Origin of the sequence: Lawsonibacter hominis, from assembly GCF_014287895.1 — a bacterium.
Classification (GTDB): Bacteria; Bacillota; Clostridia; order Oscillospirales; family Oscillospiraceae; genus Lawsonibacter_A; species Lawsonibacter_A hominis.
The window spans coordinates 182,737-203,226 of sequence record NZ_JACOPP010000004.1; the positions used below are offsets into that span (position 1 = coordinate 182,737).

Annotated in this window: 19 protein-coding genes; 4 read left to right on the forward strand and 15 right to left on the reverse strand. The window is 63.2% G+C overall.

Annotated features, from left to right (window positions below):
• Window positions 1-279: 279 nt before the first annotated feature.
• The 15 genes from H8S57_RS04905 to H8S57_RS04975 form a co-directional block, all read right to left on the reverse strand.
• On the reverse strand, window positions 280-582 hold the full coding sequence (locus H8S57_RS04905) for a hypothetical protein (RefSeq protein ID WP_186906957.1): 303 nt from the start codon (window positions 580-582) through the stop codon (window positions 280-282).
• Window positions 583-669: 87 nt separating this feature from the next.
• On the reverse strand, window positions 670-1,977 hold the full coding sequence (locus H8S57_RS04910; RefSeq protein ID WP_186906958.1) for an acetyl-CoA hydrolase/transferase family protein: 1,308 nt from the start codon (window positions 1,975-1,977) through the stop codon (window positions 670-672).
• A 3-nt stretch (window positions 1,978-1,980) separates the two neighbouring features.
• Window positions 1,981-3,432, reverse strand: a complete 1,452-nt coding sequence (locus tag H8S57_RS04915; RefSeq protein ID WP_186906959.1) for a 4-hydroxyphenylacetate 3-hydroxylase family protein — start codon at window positions 3,430-3,432, stop codon at window positions 1,981-1,983.
• A 31-nt stretch (window positions 3,433-3,463) separates the two neighbouring features.
• A complete protein-coding gene (locus H8S57_RS04920; protein WP_186906960.1) occupies window positions 3,464-5,581 on the reverse strand; it encodes an alpha/beta hydrolase in 2,118 nt (705 codons plus the stop codon).
• Between the two features lie 66 nt (window positions 5,582-5,647).
• Complete coding sequence (locus tag H8S57_RS04925; protein ID WP_186906961.1) at window positions 5,648-6,772, reverse strand: alpha/beta hydrolase family protein; 1,125 nt, start codon at window positions 6,770-6,772, stop codon at window positions 5,648-5,650.
• A 29-nt stretch (window positions 6,773-6,801) separates the two neighbouring features.
• Window positions 6,802-8,142 carry a GntP family permease gene (locus H8S57_RS04930; RefSeq protein WP_186906962.1) on the reverse strand — a complete coding sequence of 447 codons (1,341 nt, stop codon included), beginning with the start codon at window positions 8,140-8,142 and terminating at the stop codon, window positions 6,802-6,804.
• Between the two features lie 315 nt (window positions 8,143-8,457).
• The gene (locus H8S57_RS04935) at window positions 8,458-9,906 is read right to left on the reverse strand and encodes a sigma-54 interaction domain-containing protein (protein WP_186906963.1); all 1,449 of its coding nucleotides are present in this window, start codon (window positions 9,904-9,906) and stop codon (window positions 8,458-8,460) included.
• Between the two features lie 54 nt (window positions 9,907-9,960).
• Window positions 9,961-10,275 (reverse strand): hypothetical protein, encoded by a 315-nt coding sequence (locus H8S57_RS04940; protein ID WP_186906964.1) that lies wholly within the window; start codon window positions 10,273-10,275, stop codon window positions 9,961-9,963.
• A 144-nt stretch (window positions 10,276-10,419) separates the two neighbouring features.
• Window positions 10,420-11,664, reverse strand: coding sequence for an ABC transporter substrate-binding protein (locus H8S57_RS04945; RefSeq protein WP_186906965.1), 1,245 nt, complete (start codon window positions 11,662-11,664; stop codon window positions 10,420-10,422).
• 72 nt (window positions 11,665-11,736) lie between these two features.
• Entirely contained in the window at window positions 11,737-12,615 is an 879-nt protein-coding gene (locus H8S57_RS04950) for a branched-chain amino acid ABC transporter permease (protein ID WP_186906966.1), read from the reverse strand.
• Window positions 12,616-12,628: 13 nt separating this feature from the next.
• Complete coding sequence (locus tag H8S57_RS04955) at window positions 12,629-13,504, reverse strand: branched-chain amino acid ABC transporter permease (RefSeq protein ID WP_186906967.1); 876 nt, start codon at window positions 13,502-13,504, stop codon at window positions 12,629-12,631.
• A gap of 18 nt (window positions 13,505-13,522) precedes the next feature.
• On the reverse strand, window positions 13,523-14,224 hold the full coding sequence (locus H8S57_RS04960) for an ABC transporter ATP-binding protein (RefSeq protein WP_186907009.1): 702 nt from the start codon (window positions 14,222-14,224) through the stop codon (window positions 13,523-13,525).
• Window position 14,225: 1 nt separating this feature from the next.
• A complete protein-coding gene (locus H8S57_RS04965; RefSeq protein ID WP_207723701.1) occupies window positions 14,226-14,987 on the reverse strand; it encodes an ABC transporter ATP-binding protein in 762 nt (253 codons plus the stop codon).
• Window positions 14,988-15,104: 117 nt separating this feature from the next.
• Window positions 15,105-16,505 (reverse strand): sensor histidine kinase, encoded by a 1,401-nt coding sequence (locus tag H8S57_RS04970; protein WP_186906968.1) that lies wholly within the window; start codon window positions 16,503-16,505, stop codon window positions 15,105-15,107.
• On the reverse strand, window positions 16,492-17,169 hold the full coding sequence (locus H8S57_RS04975) for a response regulator transcription factor (protein WP_186906969.1): 678 nt from the start codon (window positions 17,167-17,169) through the stop codon (window positions 16,492-16,494). The genes H8S57_RS04970 and H8S57_RS04975 overlap by 14 nt, the downstream gene beginning before the upstream one ends.
• Window positions 17,170-17,521: 352 nt before the next feature.
• On the opposite strand from H8S57_RS04975, the gene rbsK reads away from it, so the two are divergent.
• The 4 genes from rbsK to H8S57_RS04995 all read left to right on the forward strand — a co-directional run bounded on the left by rbsK (window position 17,522) and on the right by H8S57_RS04995 (window position 20,489).
• Window positions 17,522-18,487 carry a ribokinase gene (gene rbsK / locus H8S57_RS04980; RefSeq protein WP_186906970.1) on the forward strand — a complete coding sequence of 322 codons (966 nt, stop codon included), beginning with the start codon at window positions 17,522-17,524 and terminating at the stop codon, window positions 18,485-18,487.
• Between the two features lie 30 nt (window positions 18,488-18,517).
• Complete coding sequence (locus H8S57_RS04985) at window positions 18,518-19,129, forward strand: SIS domain-containing protein (RefSeq protein ID WP_186906971.1); 612 nt, start codon at window positions 18,518-18,520, stop codon at window positions 19,127-19,129.
• Window positions 19,122-19,529, forward strand: coding sequence for an RbsD/FucU domain-containing protein (locus H8S57_RS04990; RefSeq protein WP_186906972.1), 408 nt, complete (start codon window positions 19,122-19,124; stop codon window positions 19,527-19,529). The genes H8S57_RS04985 and H8S57_RS04990 overlap by 8 nt, the downstream gene beginning before the upstream one ends.
• A gap of 153 nt (window positions 19,530-19,682) precedes the next feature.
• On the forward strand, window positions 19,683-20,489 hold the full coding sequence (locus tag H8S57_RS04995) for a carbohydrate ABC transporter permease (protein WP_243204690.1): 807 nt from the start codon (window positions 19,683-19,685) through the stop codon (window positions 20,487-20,489).
• The last annotated feature ends 1 nt before the right edge of the window (window position 20,490 follow it).

The following is a 20,490-nucleotide window of genomic DNA, read 5'->3' on the forward strand; positions in this document are numbered from 1 at the left end:
CGCCTTTGATTTTGTTCCGCCGTCTGTCCGCGCCCGGGCCGCCGGAGGCAGCAGCCGGGCGCCCCTGGGGTGCAGGCGCGTCAAGGGGCGCGTGCAAGCGCGGGAAGGCCCTCCGGAGGGTTTTGGAGCGCAACCCCGCAGGGTGGCGCGGAGACGGCGGCTGCGCCGCCTTACGGACGCGGCACACCCCTTGCGGGTGAACTCTGCGAAGCGGACGATGACGATACGGTCTCAGCACGCCAAAGGGGGCCCCAAATGGGGCCCCCTTTGGCGTGTATTCTATAAGGCCGCGAGGATTTCCGCTGCTTCTTCCAGGTCCTCCGCCCGGCGCAGGCGGACCACCCGGCGGCCGGCCAGGCCGCTGATATCGGCACAGCAGGCGCAGCAGCCGCCCACGACCAGCAGCGCGTCGTACTCCCTGCCGGACTCGGCCCGCACAAAACGGACGTTGGGGCAGCGCTCCGCCAGACGGCCGACCAGTGCCGTCCGGTCGTAGCGCGGATTACAGCCGCCGCAGTACCGCACGCCGGTCACGGCATGCTCAGCCAGGGAACCGGGCTGGGTTCGATCCCGGCGTGTCATCCGGCATTCCTCCTTTTTGTTGGGACGCCGGCTCCAGGCGGGAGCCGGCGGTGGGACGGCTGGCGGGCGCCTTTCCCGCAGCCGCTTCTACCAGTCGCAGTGGAACCTGCGGATGAAATGGCGGATCAGGTCGGGACGGAAATCGGGGTGGGCGATTTGGATGAGGGCGCGGGCACGGTCGCGGAGGGTCCTGCCCTTGAGGTGGGCGGCGCCGTACTCGGTGACGACATAGTCCACGTCGTCCCGGCTGGTGGTGACGGCGGCGCCCTCGTCCAGGAGGGGGACGATCTTGGAGGTTCTGCCCTTCACCGTGGAGGGGAAGGCCAGGATGGAGCGGCCGCCCCTGGACATGGCCGCGCCGCGGATGAAGTCCACCTGGCCGCCGGTGCCGGAGATCTGCTTGTAGCCCACCGTCTCGGAGGCCGCCTGGCCCATCAGGTCCACCTGGACGCAGGAGTTGATGGAGACCATGTTGTCGTTTTGGCAGATGACGCGGGGGTCGTTGACGTAGTCCACCGGGGCCATCATCACGGCGGGGTTGCGGTGTGCGTAGTCGTAGAGCCTCCGGGTGCCCATGAGGAAGGCCGCCACGCTCTTGCCGGGCTGGAGGGTCTTGCGGCGGTTGTTGATGACGCCCCGCTCCACAAGCTCGACCACGCCGTCGGAGAACATCTCGGAGTGGATGCCCAGATCGTTTTTATCGCCCAGGAACCGGAGCACCGCGTCCGGGATGGCGCCGATGCCCAGCTGAAGGGTGTCGCCGTCCCGGATGAGGGCGGCGCAGTTGCGGCCGATGGCCTCCTCCACCGGGCCGATGCTGGGGGGAGAGAGCTCGATGACCGGCGTGCCGCGGGGCACGAAGCAGGTGATCTGTTCCACCGGGACGGTGGAATGCAGGCCCAGGGTAAAGGGCATCTGGTCGTTGACCTGGGCGATGACGGTCCTGGCCTGCTGTACGGCCTGGTACGTGTAGTCCACCGACACGCCCAGGGAACAGTTTCCGTTTTCGTCCGGCGGGGTCACCTGGATCAGGGCCACGTCCACCGGCAGCACGTCCGGGTCCCGGAAGAAGCCGGGCACCTCCCAGAAGAAACAGGGGGTGAAGTCCCCCCGGCCCTCAAAGACCGCGTCCCGGGTGGCGCCGCCCACGAAGAGGGCGTTGTGGCGGAAGGCGCCGGCATACTCCGGCCTGCAGTACTCCGCCTTGCCCATGGCCACCATGTGGACGATCTCCACATTTTCATAGGCCGCCGCGTTTTGCACCAGAGCGTCCAGCAGGCAGGAGGGCTCGCCGCAGGCGTGGCCCACCACCACCCGGTCGCCGGAGCGGATCAGCCCCACCGCCTCCTCCGGGGAGGCGGTATGGGATGCATAGTAAGCGTTCCAGTCGGCCATGGCTTACTCCTTGATATGGGCGATGGTCTTGGCCAGCTCCTTCTTGTGCTGGAGGTTGCCCTGGCGTGCGATCATGATGCGCTGGGCCTGGGGGGAGCCGGCGCCGTGCAGGCTTTCGGTGCGGTAGCCCACGGCGGCGGTGCCCAGGGTCAGGTTTTCGATGAGGCGGAGGATGCGCAGCCGGTTCTCGGTGGACACGCCGGAGACGCCCTTCAGGTATTTTTCCACATAGGCGCCCAGCTTCTCGTCCCGCAGGTCGGCCTCGGAGGGGGCGGTGACCATCAGGCCGCCGGCGATGTCCTCCGCCAGCCGGGCGATCTCGTAGGGGAAGCGGGTCACGTTCTGCTTGCACACGTTGGCCAGCAGCAGGTCGATGATGTAGTTGCCGCTGTCGGTGGGGTGGCCCTCGGCGGAGCAGGCGATGCCGCAGCAGTACAGGGTCTCGTTCAGGTGGGTCATCTCGATGAGCTTGTCCTTGATGTGGCTGGCCCTGGCCGCGCCGTTGTAGTCGGCCGCCACCGCCGCCGCGCCGATGAGCACGTCGCCCACGCCCACCTTGCACCCGCCGTAGCTCTGGCGGTGATACCCGGCGAAGCGCTCCACCATCATCCCGGCGAACTCCGTCTCCCCGTTGAGGAAGATGCGCTCGTTGGGCACGAACACGTCGTCGAAGATGGTCAGCGCCTCCACCCCGCCGAACTCCGCGTTGCCCACGTCCAGCTCGCTGCCCTCCCGCTTCCGGGTGTCGCAGCTCTGGCGGCCGATGATCATGAAGATGCCCGGCGTGTCCATGGGCACGGCGAAGCTCACTGCGTAGTCCTTGTCGTCGGGGCCCATGGAGATGGTGGGCATGATGATGATCTCATGGCTGTTCAGCGCGCCGGTCTGGTGGGCCTTGGCGCCCCGCACCACGATCCCGTCGGGCCGGCGCTCCACCACCCGCAAAAACAGGTCCGGGTCCGCCTGCTCGTGGGGGGCCTTGCTCCGGTCCCCCTTGGGGTCGGTCATGGCGCCGTCCACCGTCAGGTCGTTGTCCTGGCAGTAGATCATGAACTGCTTGAAGTTCTCGTGATAATGGGTGGCGTACTTCCGGTCGGTCTCATACGTGGTGGAGAACACGGCGTTGAACGCGTCCATGCCCACGCAGCGCTGGAAGCAGGCGGCCGTCTTCTGCCCCAGCAGGCGCTGCATCTTCACCTTCTTCACCAGGTCCCCGGCGGACTGGTGGATGTGGGTGAAGCGGTTGACCCGCCGGCCGGTGTAGGGGGAGACGGCGGTCATCAGGTCCTCGTACTCCGGCATCTGGGCCAGGTCGTAGGTCATGCGCACGCTGTTCAGCGAGGGCCGCAGAATGGGGTCGTCCACCGGGTCCTCCACCTTTTTCCCAAACAGATATACCTGCATCTTCCGCTTCCGGATGCTCTCAATGTACTCCTCGCCCGTCATCAGTGACATAATAAACGACTTCCTTTCCAATTTATCTTTTTTAGATGGATATGACCATATGGGAGATGGTAAAGACCAGCACGATGAACGCCGTCAGGAATCCGCCCAGCCAGACGCTGCCGCTCTTTCTGCAAAGCACACGGCTCATAACAGCGGAAATCGGCAGGATAAAGAGCAGTCCGAAGCACATGATGCCCGCCAGGGCGGTGGGGAAGGCCATGCCGATGGTGGACATCCACTCCGCGGAGGTCGTGCCGGGGATATACTGGATGCCCCGCACGCCGGTGGCGAAGAGCATGCCATAGTCGTAGGCAAACAGGACTGCCAGTCCGCCGCAGGAGACCGCCGCGATCAGCAGATAGCTCACCCAGGCGGGGGCATTGTTGATGCGGGTCAGGGAATTGTAAATCACCCCCGCCAGCAGGAAGAAGAGGATCCAAACCGGAAGGTATTTGAAAAACGCGATCCAGTGGGCGGCATCCATCGGCATAATGTTGAATTTGAAGAAGGCGAAGTGCGTGCCGGAACAGGCGGCGCAGAGGTAGACCACGGCGTACACCCCGCCGAAGGAGACTGCGGCCAGCAGCAGGGACTTGAGCACCTGCGCCGCCGGCAGCTTCAGGCCGGTGTTTTCCAGGCCGAAGCCCGCTCTCTTGGCGATGAGGAAAAACACCAGCAGGTACAGCGCCAGGAAAACGGCGCCCACCACGCAGTTAAAGAGCATCAGAGAGTTCATGGGCGCCATATTGAAGAAGGCGTTGGGCATAAACTTGGTCAAAAACTTGAACCACTGGGGCTGCATGTAATAGGGATATCCGATCAGCCAGTAGTACAGCAGCGGCGCCGGCAGCAGGAAGATCAGATACAGCGCGGCGTATTTCAGCGCGCCCTTCCCGCCGGTCACCGTGCTCATGGATGGGGCCTCCGGCCGGACGATGGTGGCAAAGAAGGGCAGGCGGAGCAGGGTGAGCGCCAGGGCCACGAACGCCGTCAGGGTGGCCGTCAGGCCGATCAGTCCGCAGGCCGCCCGGCCGTGCCACACCTGGTCGGCGGGGTCGATGGTGGCCTCCCCGCCCCGCAGGGTGATGTCGAAGAAGTCGATACCGTAGGAGATGGCGGTCTCGTCATAATAGGTATCGGAGTGAGTGCCGTCGAAGGAATAGGCGGCCCGGATGGGCTGCATGGTCACAGCGGCGGAGGCGGCGGCGTTCACGGCCTCCGCCCGGCTCAGGGGCGTGGCCGCGGCATCCCCGTACAGGAAGTAGGTGCCGGAGGGCACGTTGGACGCCCCGCCGGTGCCGCAGGCGAACTTAAAGCTGGTGGTATACCGGGCGGCGTCGTCCACCCCCCAGAGCAGGCCGGAGAACTCGTCGTAATCCCCCTCGATGGTACACATATTTACAGGCGCGGCATACAGGGGGAACACGCCGTTTTCAGCGTTGACCCCGTTGTACGTCAAGTCGTTGACGTTGCGCACATTATAGTTATAGCCGGTAAGCACCATGGAGCTGGGGAGCACGATGCCCGCGTCCATGGCGGCCAGATAGGCGGCGCCGGCCGCGGCCGTCTCGTCCTGACCGGCGGCAGCGGCCTCAGTCTGGGCCGCGGTATAGGCGGCCTGCCACTTGGCGTACGCAAGGTAGGCGCCCTCCTGGATGGCGGCGGTGCCCATGGAGTGGCCCAGCATACCGATCCTGGCCGCGTCCACATACTCCAGCTTGCCCAGCTCCTGAAGGGCGGAATAGCTGCCCAGATCGGGCGCGTAATTTTCTACGTTGCCCATCTCCGCCTGGCGGTAGCCGTCGGGCGGGAGGGCGGACTCCCCGTGGCCATAGAGATCCAGCGCCATGACCACATAGCCCCGGCGGGAGAGTTCAATGGCGTTTGGCTCCATGGCGTCCAGGCTGGCGGTATAGCCGTGGCAGAGCAGCACGGCGGGCAGCTTGTTCTCCGCGCTGGCCTGGACCGGGATATAGAGCTTGGCGTGACTGAGTGCGCCCACATCGGTGGTAAAGGTGATCTCTTCGGTGCGCACCGCGCCGCCGCCGGTGGCGATGACGCCGCCCACGGCGGAGCTGATCAGCATCGCCAGCAGGGCGGCGATCAGCACGATCGCGCAGGCCCGCGGGCCCCGCTTGTGCGAAATGTTCTGTTCCATTCTTCTTCCTCCCCGCCCCCCCGGCGGACGCTCCGCCGGGGGGCTCGCTTTTCTTTCCGCAGCCGGTTACAGGCGGGACAGGAAATCCCGCACTTTGTGGTCGAAGCGGAAGGTTTCCAAAATCCCGGCCATATGGCCCAGGTCGCTGTCGATGGGGTAGCATTCCGCGTTCCCCCCCAGCCAGGTGATGCGCTGCGTCACCCAGTCCACAAACTGCCATGGGTGCAGCACGTCCAGCCGCGAGGGAATGGCCAGCACCTTTGCCTTGATCCGCGCCAGCGCCGCGTCAAGATCGCCGCCATAGGGTCTGGAAACGTCATAGTTCAGGCAGGTGCGGCAGGTATACAGCCAGTGGTTCAGGTCTACAAAGGGCACGGACAGCTCCACAATGGCATCCAGCTTGTCTTCAAAGGACGCCTGGCCCAGCACGCTCTCATAACAGGCCCGGTCGGCGCTGACGTCACGCTTGTAGGTCCGTTCGTAGTAGCCCGCCTGGAAGGCGGCCACATTCATCATCTCCAGGCACAGCCGCAGGGTATCGGTGGGCTGTTCTTCCTGGTCATAGTAGTTTCCCCTCCGGAACTTCGGGTCGATCTTGGCCACCTTGATGGCGTACTGAAGGGGGTTAAAGCCGCCCCAAACGGGCAGTTTCGGCGTGCCGATGACCGGGATGATCGCATCCATCATGTCCGGGTAGGCCACCGCCCACTGCCAGGAGGTCATGGCGCCGAAGGACGGGCCCATGACCGCCTTCAGGTGGGTGATCCCCAATTGCTCCAGCAGGTGCTTTTGGGTATTTACCACGTCCAGCACCTCGGGCACGGGAAAATCCAGCGCGTAGGGCTTCCCGGTCTCCGGATTCACGGTCATGGGGCCGGTGGTAATGACGTTCGGATTCTTGGCGCCGCAGTTGCACAGATTGTCGGCGCAGACGACAAAGTATTTCTCGGTATCCACCGCCTTACCGGGGCCGATCAGCCCGTCCCAGAAGCCGGGCAGCGGGTCGCTCTCCTGGTATTTGCCGCAGCAATGGCTGCTGGCGGAGAAATAGTGGACCACCAGGATCGCGTTGTCCTTCGCCTCGTTCAGGGTCCCGTAGGTCTCATACCCCAGGCGGACCGGCAGCGTGCGGCCGCAGGTAAAGGAAAACGCGGGGATCTCAAAGGATTGTTTTACGCTCTTCAGGCTCACAGGAAGCCTCCTCCTTTCCAGCCGTGGGTTCAGATAATGCCGACGGAGATCATAAGGATGCACAATACCGTCAGCAGGATGGGCATCACCACGGTCAGGGGGAATACATGCTTGTAGGAATCCTTGGCGGTGACGCCGCAGACGGAGCACATCAGAATAAAGGTGGAGCAGTGGGGCAGCGTGTCCAGGCCGCAGCAGGCGATGGTCATCAGGCGATGGAATGCCTCGGGATTGATGCCCAGGTTGATGTAGTTGGGCAGCATGGTGTCAGCAAAGATCTGCAGGCCGCCCAAAGCGGTACCGGTGATGCCGGCTACCACGTTGACCGCCACGGACGCGGACACATAGGGGTTGAAGGCAGTGGTCAGGCCGTTGGCGAAATCCACAAAGTACTGGAAGCCGGGGGCCGCCTGCACCACGCCGGCGAAACCCATGACGCCGCCGGTCAGCAGCAGGGCGGAGGTGCAGGAGGACCACATTCCGGTGGTGAAGGTCTTGAGCACGCCGTGCTTCTTATGGGCGCCGAAGAAGACCTTGGGGTTGAGGACCACGCAGGCCACGATGGCGATGCACAGAGAGGTCAGGATGCTGTTGGTGGCGCTCATCACGTTCTTCAGCAGGATCATGACGAACACAACAATCAGCAGGGGGATGATAGAGGCCCAGAAGGGGGGCAAATTCTTTTCCTCGTCATCATCCAGCGCATCCGTGCCGGAGACCACGTAGCCCACGCCCAGGGCGGTCTGCCGTCTGGCCTGCCAAGTGACATAGATCCCGGCCAGGACGGTACCCACGATGCAGGCGATGATGCCCATTACAGGAGCCGAAAATGCGTCCACCCCCAAGCCGTACTCCGGACGGGCCAGCAATGCGTTGGTGCTGGTGGGGTTGCCGGGCAGGCACAGGCACAGGGTCACCGAAGCGCACAGCACAATGCCGGGCAGCAGGTTTTTCGTAATGTTGGCCTTGCGGAACAAGGGGGCGGCCACGGGGTAGACGGCAAAGACGATAACAAAAGCGGAAACGCCGCCCATGGCCATCAGCAGGGTGATGAGCAGCGCGCCCAGGGGAGCCCACTTCACGCCGAAAATCTTGAACAGCACCTTGGCCACACTCTCAGCCGCACCTGTGACCTTCAGGAACTCACCGTAAGCGGCCGCCAGGCCGAACAGCAGGAAATAGTTTCCGACAAAGTTTTTCAGTCCAGTAGCGTAGGCGCCGCTGAAGGTCTCCCAAAAGGGAAGCAGGTTGGTAACGACAACTACCAGTGACGCGATCAGAGATGCAATGAATGCATTGACGCCCTTGTAACTTAAAATGATCAGACACGCGATGGCCAGAAGCAGGCCGATAACACCAATTGCGCTCAAACGAATTTCCTCCATTTCTTTCTGTTGGACCATTCTCCGCGGTGAACCGTATTTGCGGCGTCTCAGGTAGATCAAATCTGCTCGTACAGTTGGCCAACTGTCCCTCGACGCAATAAATAGTTGCAAACAGTGTGCCAACTTCGGCCATTTCTTTCCCGTCTGCGTAAAACCGTTGCGGCACAGCCGTTTCTGAAGTTTTTGCAAAAAAGTCCGCCCCCCGCTTTTGTTGCAAAAATAAAACAAAAGCGGGGGGCTTGTTCCAAAATCATTTCTGATCCGGCCATTTGGGCGTTTGTTGCAAAAATGAATCGTGTTTTATTTTTGCAACAGCCGTTCCTGTGCGTACCGCTTCCGCTTTCGCACAAAAGTAGCCGGGTCCATGCCCAGACTGCGGGCCGCGTCCCGGACGTTTCCGAAGCGCTCGTAAGCCCGGTTGATAAACTGCAGCTCAAACTGTCCGGTGAGGGCCTTCAGGTCCACCGTGGGGCCGTCCTCCCCGCCGGGCAGGGGCGGCGTCCAAACACTGTGAAAGGGCAGGTCCTCGGCCCGGATCTGATCCGAGCCGCTCATGATGACCATACGCTCGATGATGTTTTTCAGCTCCCGCACGTTGCCCGGCCACGCATAGTTCAGCATGGCCTGACACGCGGAGGCGGTAAGCCGCTTGCGCAGGTTGTACTTTTTGTTTAGCTCCTCCAGAAAGCTCTCGGCAAAGGGGATGATGTCGTCCCGCCGTTCCCGCAGGGGCGGGATGGTGATGGGCACGACGTTGAGCCGGTAGAACAGGTCCTCCCGAAAGGTCTTGTCCCGCACCATCTGCCCCAGATCCCGATTGGTGGCGGCCACGACGCGCACGTCCACGCTCACCGCCTCGTTTCCGCCCACCCGGGTGACGGTGCGCTCCTGAAGCACCCGCAGCAGCTTTACCTGCATCTCCAGCGGCAGCTCCCCAATCTCGTCCAGGAAGAGCGTGCCCTTGTCCGCCACCTCGAACAGGCCCGGTTTACCGCCCCGGCTGGCCCCGGTAAAGGCCCCCTGCACATAGCCGAACAGCTCGCTTTCGATGAGGTTGGGCGCGATGGCGCCGCAGTTGACCGTGAGGAAGCGCCCCTCCCGGCGGGCGCTGTTCTTGAAGATGTATTTGGCGATCTTTTCCTTGCCCACGCCGGTCTCCCCCAGCAGGAGCACCGTGGTATCCAGCGCCGCCACCCGGTCCACCAGTTCCAGCACCTCCAGCATCCGCCGGTCGGCGGCGATCAGGTCCGCGGAGTCCAGCACCTGCTTGCGGGTGTATTCGATCTCGGAATAGTACTTTTCGTTCTGCTCGGCGCTCCGCCGGTACTTTTCCTGCAGATCGTAAAGCTCGGTGGTGTCCCGCACGTTGGTCACCACCATGACGATGTCCCCACTCTCGTCAAAAACCGGGGTGGAGGCAATGAGGGCGTGGCGGCCGTTGCGGAAGACCTGCTCCAGCGTGACCGGTTTTCGCTTGGAGATGGCGATGAGCGTGCCCGAGCGGTCGACGATCCCCTCCCGCTCCAGGTCCCACATGCTGCGCCCCAGCACTTCCTCCGCCCGCAGGCCGGTGATGGTCAGATAGGCCTGATTGACCCGGATGGTGACGGCCTGCCCGTCGGTAATGAAAATACCGTCGTACGAGCTTTCGATAATGGCGTCCAGGCGGTCGTAGGCCTCCTGGAGGCTCCCGAACATCCCGGCGGCCTGGTGGGGGTGATGCAGAAATGCGGGTTCCCGGTTCGGCATGGCGGCGCCCTCCCTTCTCAGATGGTTCCAGTATAATTTGCCCCGGAATGCCTGTCAAGCGCGGACAGCGCCGCCCCCGGTGCGGCATGCGTACCGGGGGCGGCCAAGTCTCTGCGCCTCAGCCGTGTCCCCGGGCCTCCAACGCCCGGGCAGTTCCCGCCAGCAGCCCACGGTACACAGCCAGTTGGTATAGCCGTGCTCCTCTCCCCGCGCCCCCGCCGGAAAGGGCGCGGGCCGAAAGCTCTCGAACCGGGCCAGCCAGGGCCCGTACCGGCGGACGATCTGCGGTGCGTGGGCCTTGTAGTACCACTCTTTGCAGGGTGCCAGCCAGTTATAGTCCAAATCGTGCAGCACAACGCGTTTGATCATAAGACCGCCTCGCCTTCCGCTCGCTGTATGCAGACCGCCCGCAAAATACGCAGTCCCTCCCCAGAACCGAAAAACGCGGTCCCGGCCGAGTGCCGGGACCGCGTTCGGATTTTTGGGGGAAGGCGCGCTTCCCCGGAGCGGCTTTTACTCCACAGCCTTGGGCGCGCTGCCGTCACACTGGAAGAAGTGGACATCGGCTACCTTCTTGCCGTCTACCCACTGGAAGCTCCCCTGGACGCCTTCGAAGACGGGAGAGTTGTACAGCCAGTTGCCCAGCGCCTCGCGCTCCTCGGAGAGCTTGGCGGGGTCGCCGGTGAGCTCCAGTTCCTCAATGCCCTGCTTGATGGCCATCATGGCGTCATAGAAGCCGGGCACCGGGGGCGCGGTGGGGGTTTGTCCGTCGTTGGCCTGCTGATAGGCGGCCACCAGGGTCTGCCATTCCTCGCCGGAGTAGTCGGGGTTGAGCTTGTTCCAAATATAGGTGCCGTCGCAGTCGGAACCGGCCACATCGAAGTAGTTGGCGTCATAGCTGGCGAAGGTGGCGCAGATGCGGCGGCCTTCGTCCACGCCGCGCTTGCGCAGCTCGGTCAGGACCTTGGCGGCCTCGTCGGCCCGCAGGTTCAGGTAGTAGCCGTCGGCCTTCAGGTTCAGGGCCTGGATGGCGGAGGCGGAGCAGTCCAGCTGGCCGGTCTGCACCTCCACCGTGCCCACCACTTCGATACCGGAATCGGGCAGCTGTGCAGTGAGCAGCTCCGTGGCGGCCGCCTGGGAGGCGTCGGTGGGGGTGTAGAAGATCACGATCTTCTTGATGTCGTCGTTTACGGCGGTCCACTCCTGCGCGGCGGCCAGGTCGCCCTCCTCGGAATCGGTCATGTAGCCCATGACGTAAGGGGCGTACAGGTCGCGGATATCCTGGAAGGAGTAGGCGGCGATGTTGGGCACGCCGCCGTCATAGGCCACCTGGCCGGCGGATTCGGCGCCGGGGGCGTCCATGGGGCCCAGCACCACCAGGGCGTTGTCCACCACGCTGGTCATCTGGGTGACGGCCTTGGAGGTATCAAAGGCCGTATCCAGCACCGTGACCTTCACCGGCACGCCGCGGATCCCGCCGTTCGCGTTGATGATCTCGGCGGCGTATTCGGCGGCCCAGCCGGCGGGCTTTCCCACATAGGCGATGGCGCCCGTGGCGGCGGTGAGCATGGGGATCTCCCACTCGGTGACGGCGACGGCGTTGGCATCGGCGGGGGCGTCGGTACCGGCCGCGGGGGCGGTAGCGGGCGGCGTGCTCTCACCCGCAGAGCCTCCGCTGCTGGAACAGCCGGCCAGCAGGCCGATCATCAGCGCTAGGGAAAGCAAGAGGGCGGACATGCGAAGCTTGTTCCGTTTCATGCAGTTTCTCTCCTTTTCGTGACGTTATCTTCAAAGGCGGAGCCTTCCGCCGTTTGAACGGATGGGGGTACTTCAGCTGCGTCCCGCCGGGACCCTTGCTTCTCCCCCGCGGGCAAAAAGGCGCTTGATCTTACCGGGCAGTTCCCGGGTGATGATGCCCTCGGGCCGGGCCATGAGGATGACCACCAGGATCACGCCGTAGATGATCTGGGTAAAGCTGTTGATGCTGGCGGGCACCCACTGGGGCAGGCCCCACAGCAGGGGCACCGAGACGAACACCCCCCATTGGGTATAGCGCCCGCCCACAAAGAGCATGGTCATGACGGACAAAAGCAGGGAAAAGCCGAAGGTCTCGGGATAGATGGTGCGCATGTTGAAGGCGTAGACGGCGCCGGACACCGCGCCGTAGATCGAGGAGATGGTCAGAGAGAAGACCGTCATCTTCTTCACGTTGATGCCCAGCGTGGTGGCCATATCGGCGTCGGTGCCGATGGCCTCCAGCGCCCGGCCCAGCTTGGAGTGGTTGAGCCGGTAGAGGAAGGCGCCCAGCAGGATCACCAGGATCACAGAATAGAGCAGCAGGTGCTCCACCTTGGGGATGCCCCGGATACCGCGGGTGCCGCCCAGAAAGTCCAGGTTGCGGATGACCGATTGGATGATGAAGATCAGAGCCATAGAGGCCACGGCAGTGACCACGCCCGAGGTGCGGGAGAAGCCAAGCGCGGGCAAAAAGCCCAGGATCGCGCCCACCACGGCGGCGCCCAGCACGCACAGGAAAAAGGGCCAGCCCAGCTCCTTGGCGGCAAAGGCGGCAAAGTAGCCTCCCACGGCCATGCAGTAGACGGTGCCGTTGTACAGCAGCCCCGCCCGGAAGGGCACCAGCGCCCCCCACACCAGGAGGATGAAGGCGCAGCAGAAAATCAGATACAGGGTCATGGATGTGGACAGCATACGTCTTCCCCCCTTAGTGCTGCTTGCCGAACAGGCCGTTCGGCTTCCAGATGATGACCAGCATGATGACGCCGTAGAACACGGCCTCGGTCCAGCGGCCGGGCAGGTAGGCCAGGGCCATGGCCTCCACCACGCCCATGAACAGGGCGGAGAGCAGTCCGCCCTTCAGGTTGCCCATACCGGCAAAGAGCATGAGGATAATGGCCTTGACGGCAAAAGTGTCGCCCAGGGCGGGGGACCCGGCGCCCAAGGTCATGATGCACAGGATGGCGATGATGCCCGCCAGCAGGCCTGCGATCCCGAAGCCCAGCACGCCGGTGCGGCCAAAGGGGATGCCCAGCATCCTGGCCACCCGCAGGTTCTGCGCCATAGCCCGGATGGCGCGGCCCTCCTTGGATTTGAAGAGGAACCACATCAGCGCCACCGCCACCACGGCGCAGCATACCAGAGTGACGATATTGGCTGCGGAGAAGCTGATCAGGCCGATATTGATGGTGTTCTGGCGGCCGGTCATGGCGTCGGGAAAGGCGAAATTGGCGCCGCCGTTGATGTACTTGGAGATAAATTCCGTAATGATGATGCCGATGCCCATGGCCAGGGTGACGGTCTCCAGGTCCGCCCCCCGCACGGACAGGGGCCGGAACAGCGGCTCGGTGGCAATGGTGAACACGATGGCCGAGACCAGCATCACCACGATGCACAGGGGGATGTTGTTTCCGGTATGGGTCAGGGTGAGCCAGCCCATGGCCATGGTGAGCACCACAATGTGGGAATAGCTGTGGTGTACGATGTTGCGCACCAGCACCAGCAGGTTCATACCCAGCACCAGCAGCGCGTAGATGCCCCCGGTGGCGAGGCCGACGATGATCTGTGCGATGAACGATTCCATGGATTCCCCGCCTCCTTTCTATTCTCCGCCCAGGTAGGCGCGCCTGACCTCGGGGTCGTCGGCCAGCTGCCGGGCGGGTCCTTCCATCACGGTCACGCCCAGGTCCAGCACATAGCCCCGGTCGGCATACTGCAGCGCCTTGCGGGCGTTCTGCTCGGAGAGCAGGATGGTCAGGCCCTGCCGTTTCATCTCCACCAGGAACCGGAAGATCTTGTCCACGTAGGCCGGCGAAAGGGCCAGGGAAGGCTCGTCCAGCAGCACCAGCCTAGGTTCCCCCATCAGCGCCCGGCTGATGGCCAGCATCTGCTGCTCGCCGCCGGATAGGGTGCCCGCCTTCTGGGTCTTTCGATCATTCAGAATGGGGAAGTAGGAGAAGACCTTCTCCAGCATGGGGCCATAATCCCCTTTGTGGTGGTAGGCGCCCAGCTGGAGATTCTCCAGCACCGTCATATCGGCCAGCATGCCCCGGCCCTCGGGCACCACCGAGATGCCGGCGGCCACCACCTTCTCCGTCTTCCAGCGGGTGATATCCTGGCCCAGGAACGTGATCGTTCCGCTCTTTGCCCGCTGCAGGCCCAGGACGGCATTGATCAGGGTGGATTTCCCCGCGCCGTTCGCGCCGATCAGGGCCACGATCTCGCCCGGACGGACCTGCAGATCGATCTTCCTGACCGCGCAGATGGGGCCGTAACAGACCGACAGGCCCTCGACGTTCAACACATTAGTCTGTTCCAAGGTACGCTTCCACCACCTTTGGATGATTTTTGACCTCCTCGGGCAGGCCCTCGGCGATCTTCGCGCCGAATTCGATGGCCGTCACCACGTCGGAGGAGCGTGTGACCAGCTTCACGTCGTGGGCGATGAGGATGATGCTGGTACCCTGCTCCTTGATTTGACGGATCAGCGCTTCCAGCCGGGCCGACTCCTCGGCCCCCATGCCCGCGGTGGGTTCGTCCAGCAGCAGCAGCTTGGGGCCGGTGGCCAGGGCGCGGGCGATCTGCAGCAGGTGCTGGTCGGCCCAGGCCAGGTCCCGGGCCCAGCGTCCGGCCGAGCGCTCCAGGCCCACGAAGGCCAGCTGCTCCATCGCCCGCTCCCGCATCGCCCGCTCCTGCCGGGACGCCCGGAAGGGCGCATGCAGGAAGGTGTCCGCCGCTTCGGTCTTGGTCTTGGCAAAATAGCCGCACATCACGTTATCCAGTACGCTCATGCGCCCCATGACCTTGGGGATCTGGAAGGTGCGGCTGATGCCCAGGCGGGCGATCTCGTAGGCGGGCAGGCCGGTGATGTCCCTGCCGCCGAAAAAGATCTGTCCGTCGGTGGGCGGGAACACGCCGCTGATGACGTTGAATGTGGTGGTCTTGCCGGAGCCGTTGGGGCCGATGAGGCCATGGACGGTCCCTTGCGTTACGGTCAGGTCCAGTTCCTTGATGGCATGCACGCCGCCAAAGCGCTTGTTGACTTTACGCAGTTCCAGGATATCCAAGGCGTTCCCTCCTGTCTCTCTCGAATTTGGCTCCAGTATATCGGCGCTTTGTGATGGCCGCGTGAAAAAGGCGTAAAAAAGATGCACAATATTTCGTTGAAATATTGTGCATCCTGCTTATTCACAGGGCAGTGCAAACCAGAACCGGCTGCCCTCCCCCTCCCGGCTGTCCGCGCTGTAGCGGGCGTGATGGAGCTCCAGGATGGCTTTCACGATGGACAGGCCCACGCCTGTGCTGGCCGCATTCTTGTCAAAGCGGTTGATCTTATAGTAGCGCTCCCAAATCTCCCGGAGCTGCTCCGTCGAAATGCCGCCCCCGGTGTCGATGACCTCGAACAGGCCCTCCCCGGCCCAGCGGCTGACCCCCACGTACACCAGCTTATCTCCGCCGGTATAATTGAACGCGTTGCTGATGAGATTGAACGCGGCCCGCTCCAGCTGCTGCCGGTCCCCCCGCACGAGCACGTCCCGGTCCAGCGAGAGAAAGAGGCGGTAGCCCTCCCGCTCCCACAGATGCCGGAAGTCCCCCAGGGCCCGCTCCACGCTCTCCGCCAGGGGAAATACCTCCATATTCAGCTCCATGGTGCCCGACTGGAGCCGGGACAGGTCCAGCGTTTCGTTGACAAACCGGGTCAGCTTTTCCGTCTCCCGGACGATCACGTCCAGGTGGGCCTCCCGTTTTACCGGATCATCCCCGGAGATCTGCTGGACCATCTCGGCGTAGGCCCGGATCATGGTCAGGGGGGTACGCATGTCGTGGGAAACGTTGGCGATCAGATCCCGGCGCAGGGCCTCGGTATTGCTGAATTCCGTAGCCGCCGTGTCCAGAGCGTGGGAGAGGTGGTCCAGCTCCGTACAGGAGCCCTTGGGAAAGTCCACCCCGTAATCCCCGCCGGCCAGCCGCAGGGCCCGCTGGGTGATCTGAGTGATGGGGCGGGACAGGTTGGACGCCAGCAGAAAGGCCAGCACCGTCGCCACCACCAGTACCACCGCCGTGACCAGAAGAAACCGTGAGGAGAGCATGGAGAGCGTGGTGGATACCGGCACCATGTTCGTGCTGGTGAAAAGCACCTCCCGCAAGCCGTCCTGCAAAGCCACCACCTGGACCTGGACCAGCCACTCGCTGTCATGGACGGTGTCGGGGACCCGGTAAAAATAGTAGCCGTCGGTACCATCCAGGCGTGCAAAGATACCATAATCCACCAGATCCTCCTGGGGCGGAGGCGCATCGGCCCCGTCGTTGCCCAACGAGCGCAGCAGCACCCCGTCCTCCCGCAGGATCTGAATGAAAAAGCCGGACCGGGCCACCGAACGCAGGGAGTCCGCGAACCCCTCCCGCCCGTAGGTGGAGGAGATGATATTGCCCGCCTGCTTGAGCCGGTCGATCCGGTCGTTTTCGTAGGTGGTGCGGATGGTGGTGATCTGGACGACCCACATCAGCCCGCATACCAGCACCGCAAATCCCACCAGCGCCGCCCAGAGCCGGAAGCGGAAGGAATGCACGTCAAACCGCTTCAAATTTATACCCCGCTCCCCGCATGGTCACGATGAAGCCGCGGTAGGGCCCCAACGCGCTGCGGAGCATCTTGATGTGGGTATCCACCGTCCGGTCGTCTCCCAGAAAATCATTTCCCCACACCTTGCGCAGCAGCTGTTCCCGCGAGAGGACGATGCCCTTGTTCTGCACCAGGGTAAAGAGCAGATCATACTCCCGGGGCGTCATCGGCACCGCCCTGCCGTCCACCCGGACGCTGCGGCCCGCCGGGTCCACCTCCAGCCCCCCGAAGGCCGCGGGCCGGACCGCGCCCCCGTCCTGCGCCCGGGCGGAGCGGGCGCAGATGGCGCCCAGGCGTGCCACCAGCTCCCGGGGGGAAAAGGGCTTGACCACATAATCGTCAATGCCCAGCTGAAAGCCCTTGAGCTTGTCGTACTCCTCGCCCCGGGCGGAGAGCATCAGCACCGGCACCGACGGATCGCCCCTTCGGATCTCCCGGCAGGCGGCAAAGCCGTCCATCACCGGCATCATGATATCCATCACGATGAAGTCAAATTTCTGCATCCGGCACAGGGAGACCGCCTCCGCCCCGTTGGCTGCCTCCGCCACCGTATGTCCGTCAAACTCCAGATACTCCCGGATCACATTGCGGATCCCCTCCTCGTCGTCCGCCACCAGTCCCCGCATCTCGCTTCCTCCCTCCGTACGCGTCTGTTTTCTTTAATCTTATGAGAACGTGCCGCCCCTGTCAAGAAAAACCGCCTCCCGTGCAGCTGGAAGCGGCCGTTCCAGGCCGCATATTGCCCCCGTTTTTTGTGCGTTTCAGCCAAAGAAAAACAGGCATTTTTGATCTGTTTGACAAATTTGTGCAGAGCGCTCAAAAAAGGGCTTGCCAACGGGAGCATTTCTTGCTACGATATAGAAAACGTTTGGTGTAAAACGTTTGCGTGAAAACGTTTTGTATCCAGACCAGACTTGACTAGGCCACACCGCAGATTGCGTTCGTCCCCGTCTGCGGCGGCGCCGGGAAGAGGGAGCCATGGGCAAAAAACCGAACATTTTAGTGGTGGGCAGCTTTGTGATGGACCTGATCGTCAGCACCCAGCGCCTGCCGGAGAATGGCGAGACCGTCCTGGGCACCGGCTTTCGCACCGCGCCGGGCGGCAAGGGCCTCAATCAGGCCGTCCAGGCCGCCCGGCTGGGCGCTCAGGTGGAGATGATGGGCTGCGTGGGCCGGGACGCCTACGGGGACACGATGCTGGCATGCGCCCGGGAGGCGGGCGTGGACGTGTCCCATGTAAAACGCACCGACCAGGCGCCTTCTGCCATCGGCAATGTGCAGCTGTTCCAGCGGAGCGACGGCAGCACCCAAAACCGCATCGTGGTGGTCCCCGGGGCCAACCTGCTGCTGACGCAGGCGGACGTGGCCTTCCTCCGGGAGAAAATCGGCGGCTTTGACATGGTCATGCTGCAGCTGGAGATCCCCCTGCCGGTCAATATCGCCGTCGCCCGGTATGCCCGTGCCGCCGGGGTGCCGGTGATGCTCAATCCGGCTCCCGCGGCGCCCCTGCCCGCCGACTTGCTTTCCGCCGTGACCTATCTCTCCCCCAACGAGAACGAGGCGGAACTGCTCAGCGGCGTGCCCCTGCACCGTACCGAGCACGGCATCGACCTCAAGCGGGTGGAACATGCGGCGGCGGTCCTGCGGGACAAGGGCGCGGCGCATGTGATCGTCACCCTGGGGGACGTGGGCTCAGCCTATCTGGGAAAGGAATTTCTCCACTGTCCCAGTGTGTCCGGTATCCAGGCCATAGACCCCACGGCGGCCGGCGATTCTTACATCGGGGCCCTTTCGGTGGCCCTGGCCGGCGGCGAGCCGGTGGACGAGGCCATGCGCCGGGCTACCCACACCGCAGCCATCACGGTCTCCCGCATGGGGGCGCTTCCCTCGTTGCCCACCCTGGCGGAAGTGGAAGTCTCGCTGGCCCGGCGCAGCGTCTCCTAACTTCAAGTCCGTCCTACGGAGGTGTTTGTTATGGAATCCCTGACCCAATTTCAGCAGATCGTGGGGGAGAACGTCGCTCAGTTCGTCCAGGAACTGGATGAGGACTACCTCGCCCCCGCCCTGTCCCTTTTGATCGCGGCCAACGACCGAGGCAACCGAATCCACATCACCGGCATCGGGAAGCCCTCCCACGTGGCCCAATACGGCGCTTCCCTCATGTCCTCCATCGCCGTGCCCACCTATTTCCTGGACGGCACCGAGGCGGTCCACGGCTCCTGCGGACAGCTGCGGGCGGGCGATGTGGTCATCTGCATCTCCAACAGCGGCGAGACCATGGAGATGCGCGCCACCGTCACAGCCATTGCCAACAACGGCTGCAAGGTCATCGGCATCAGCCGCAGTCCGGATTCCTGGCTGGCGCGGCACGCGGACGTGCACCTGACGGTCCGTGTGGATCAGGAGGGCGGTCCCATGAATCGTGCCCCCATCAGCTCGGTCTTGCTGGAAAACATCGTATTGCAGGCCCTCAGCGTACGCCTGCAGGCCCACTATGGTCTGACGCCTCAGGAGTACGTCCGTCACCACCCCGGCGGCACGCTGGGCAGGCTGCGGCCGGAAGAACAGGAGGCGGGCCATGGTTAGTACCCGATGCATTCATCCCGGCATCCTGTCCGCCCTGGCCCACGGCGGACACGGAGACAAAATCCTCCTTGCCGACGGGAACTTTCCGCTGGCCACCCGGGCGGGAAGTGCGGAAAAAATCTATCTGGGCCTGGAACGGGACCTGCCCACGGTGTCCCAGGTCCTCGCGGCCCTGAACAGCGTGGCGGTGTTCGAGCGGGCGGAGGTCATGCTGCCGGAACACGGCGAGGAACCCGAATGCTTCGGTGAATTCCGTTCCCTGCTGGGCGGAATGGCGCTCTCCCCGCTGGGCCGCTACGAATTCTACGACGCCTGCTGTGAACCGGGCGTGATCCTGGCCATCTCCACCGGCGAGAGCCGGACTTACGGCAATCTGCTTTTGACCATCGGCGTGTGCTGACGCCCGTTCAAATGCATCCGCCGCGGATGCCCAAGCCGTTTAGGAACGCATAAGGGGGAAATGATTATGCCTGGAAGCAGCCGAGAAGTACGGCTTACCCGAAAAAGTTCGGACGTCGGTGTCGCCACCGCTTTTTTAGCGCCGGCAATCCTTATGATCGTGCTGGTTACGATCATCCCCATCTGTATGGCGATCCGAACCAGCTTTCATGCGACAAATTACGCCGAGGTCGGTGCGTTTGTCGGACTGGATAACTTTATTGCCGTCTTTACCGGAAACGGCCTGAAAAACATCCTTAATTCCATTCGATATGTCCTGCTGTCTCTGGTGGTCGTCATCCCTCTGGGTGTGGCGATCGGGTCTCTGCTGAACCGCAAAATCCGGGGCAATACGCTCCTGCGTACCCTGATCATTATCCCCTGGGTCCTGTCCCAGACGGTGACGGCGCTCTTGTGGCGGTGGATTCTCAATGGCAATTACGGACCGATCGCGTATCTGGTTTATGGGCTGACCGGGCGGAAGGTAGACTTTTTTAGTTCGGCGGGCAGCGCAAATGTCATGCTGGTCTTTGCTAACGCCTGGAATACGGTTCCGGTGGTAATTATCCTGACCATTGCAGCACTGCAGACCATCCCGGGCGATGTGATGGAGGCCGGGCAGATGGATGGCGCCACCCGCTGGCAGATCTATACCCGTATCACCCTCCCATTGATCCGCCCCACCATCATCACCGCGGTCGTCATGCAGAGTATGGAGTACTTTAATATGGTCACGCTGATTTACACCCTCACTGCGGGCGGCCCCTTCGATTCCACACAGACGCTCAGTCTGGCGGCTTATCAAAATGCCTTCAACTACTGGCACATGGATATCGCCTCGGCTTACGGCGTGATCATCTTCCTGCTGAATATCGTGTTCAGTCTGGTCTACGTGAAGCTGCTGAACACCAACCGAGAATGAG

Excerpts from the sequence above, each read along its gene's own strand:
- H8S57_RS04905 (WP_186906957.1), bottom strand. The coding sequence starts at position 582 with ATGACACGCCGGGATCGAACCCAGCCCGGTTCCCTGGCTGAGCATGCC.
- H8S57_RS04910 (WP_186906958.1), bottom strand. The coding sequence starts at position 1,977 with ATGGCCGACTGGAACGCTTACTATGCATCCCATACCGCCTCCCCGGAG.
- H8S57_RS04915 (WP_186906959.1), bottom strand. The coding sequence starts at position 3,432 with ATGTCACTGATGACGGGCGAGGAGTACATTGAGAGCATCCGGAAGCGG.
- H8S57_RS04920 (WP_186906960.1), bottom strand. The coding sequence starts at position 5,581 with ATGGAACAGAACATTTCGCACAAGCGGGGCCCGCGGGCCTGCGCGATC.
- H8S57_RS04935 (WP_186906963.1), bottom strand. The coding sequence starts at position 9,906 with ATGCCGAACCGGGAACCCGCATTTCTGCATCACCCCCACCAGGCCGCC.
- H8S57_RS04940 (WP_186906964.1), bottom strand. The coding sequence starts at position 10,275 with ATGATCAAACGCGTTGTGCTGCACGATTTGGACTATAACTGGCTGGCA.
- H8S57_RS04945 (WP_186906965.1), bottom strand. The coding sequence starts at position 11,664 with ATGAAACGGAACAAGCTTCGCATGTCCGCCCTCTTGCTTTCCCTAGCG.
- H8S57_RS04950 (WP_186906966.1), bottom strand. The coding sequence starts at position 12,615 with ATGCTGTCCACATCCATGACCCTGTATCTGATTTTCTGCTGCGCCTTC.
- H8S57_RS04955 (WP_186906967.1), bottom strand. The coding sequence starts at position 13,504 with ATGGAATCGTTCATCGCACAGATCATCGTCGGCCTCGCCACCGGGGGC.
- H8S57_RS04975 (WP_186906969.1), bottom strand. The coding sequence starts at position 17,169 with ATGCGGGGACTGGTGGCGGACGACGAGGAGGGGATCCGCAATGTGATC.
- rbsK (WP_186906970.1), top strand. The coding sequence starts at position 17,522 with ATGGGCAAAAAACCGAACATTTTAGTGGTGGGCAGCTTTGTGATGGAC.
- H8S57_RS04985 (WP_186906971.1), top strand. The coding sequence starts at position 18,518 with ATGGAATCCCTGACCCAATTTCAGCAGATCGTGGGGGAGAACGTCGCT.
- H8S57_RS04990 (WP_186906972.1), top strand. The coding sequence starts at position 19,122 with ATGGTTAGTACCCGATGCATTCATCCCGGCATCCTGTCCGCCCTGGCC.
- H8S57_RS04995 (WP_243204690.1), top strand. The coding sequence starts at position 19,683 with ATGATCGTGCTGGTTACGATCATCCCCATCTGTATGGCGATCCGAACC.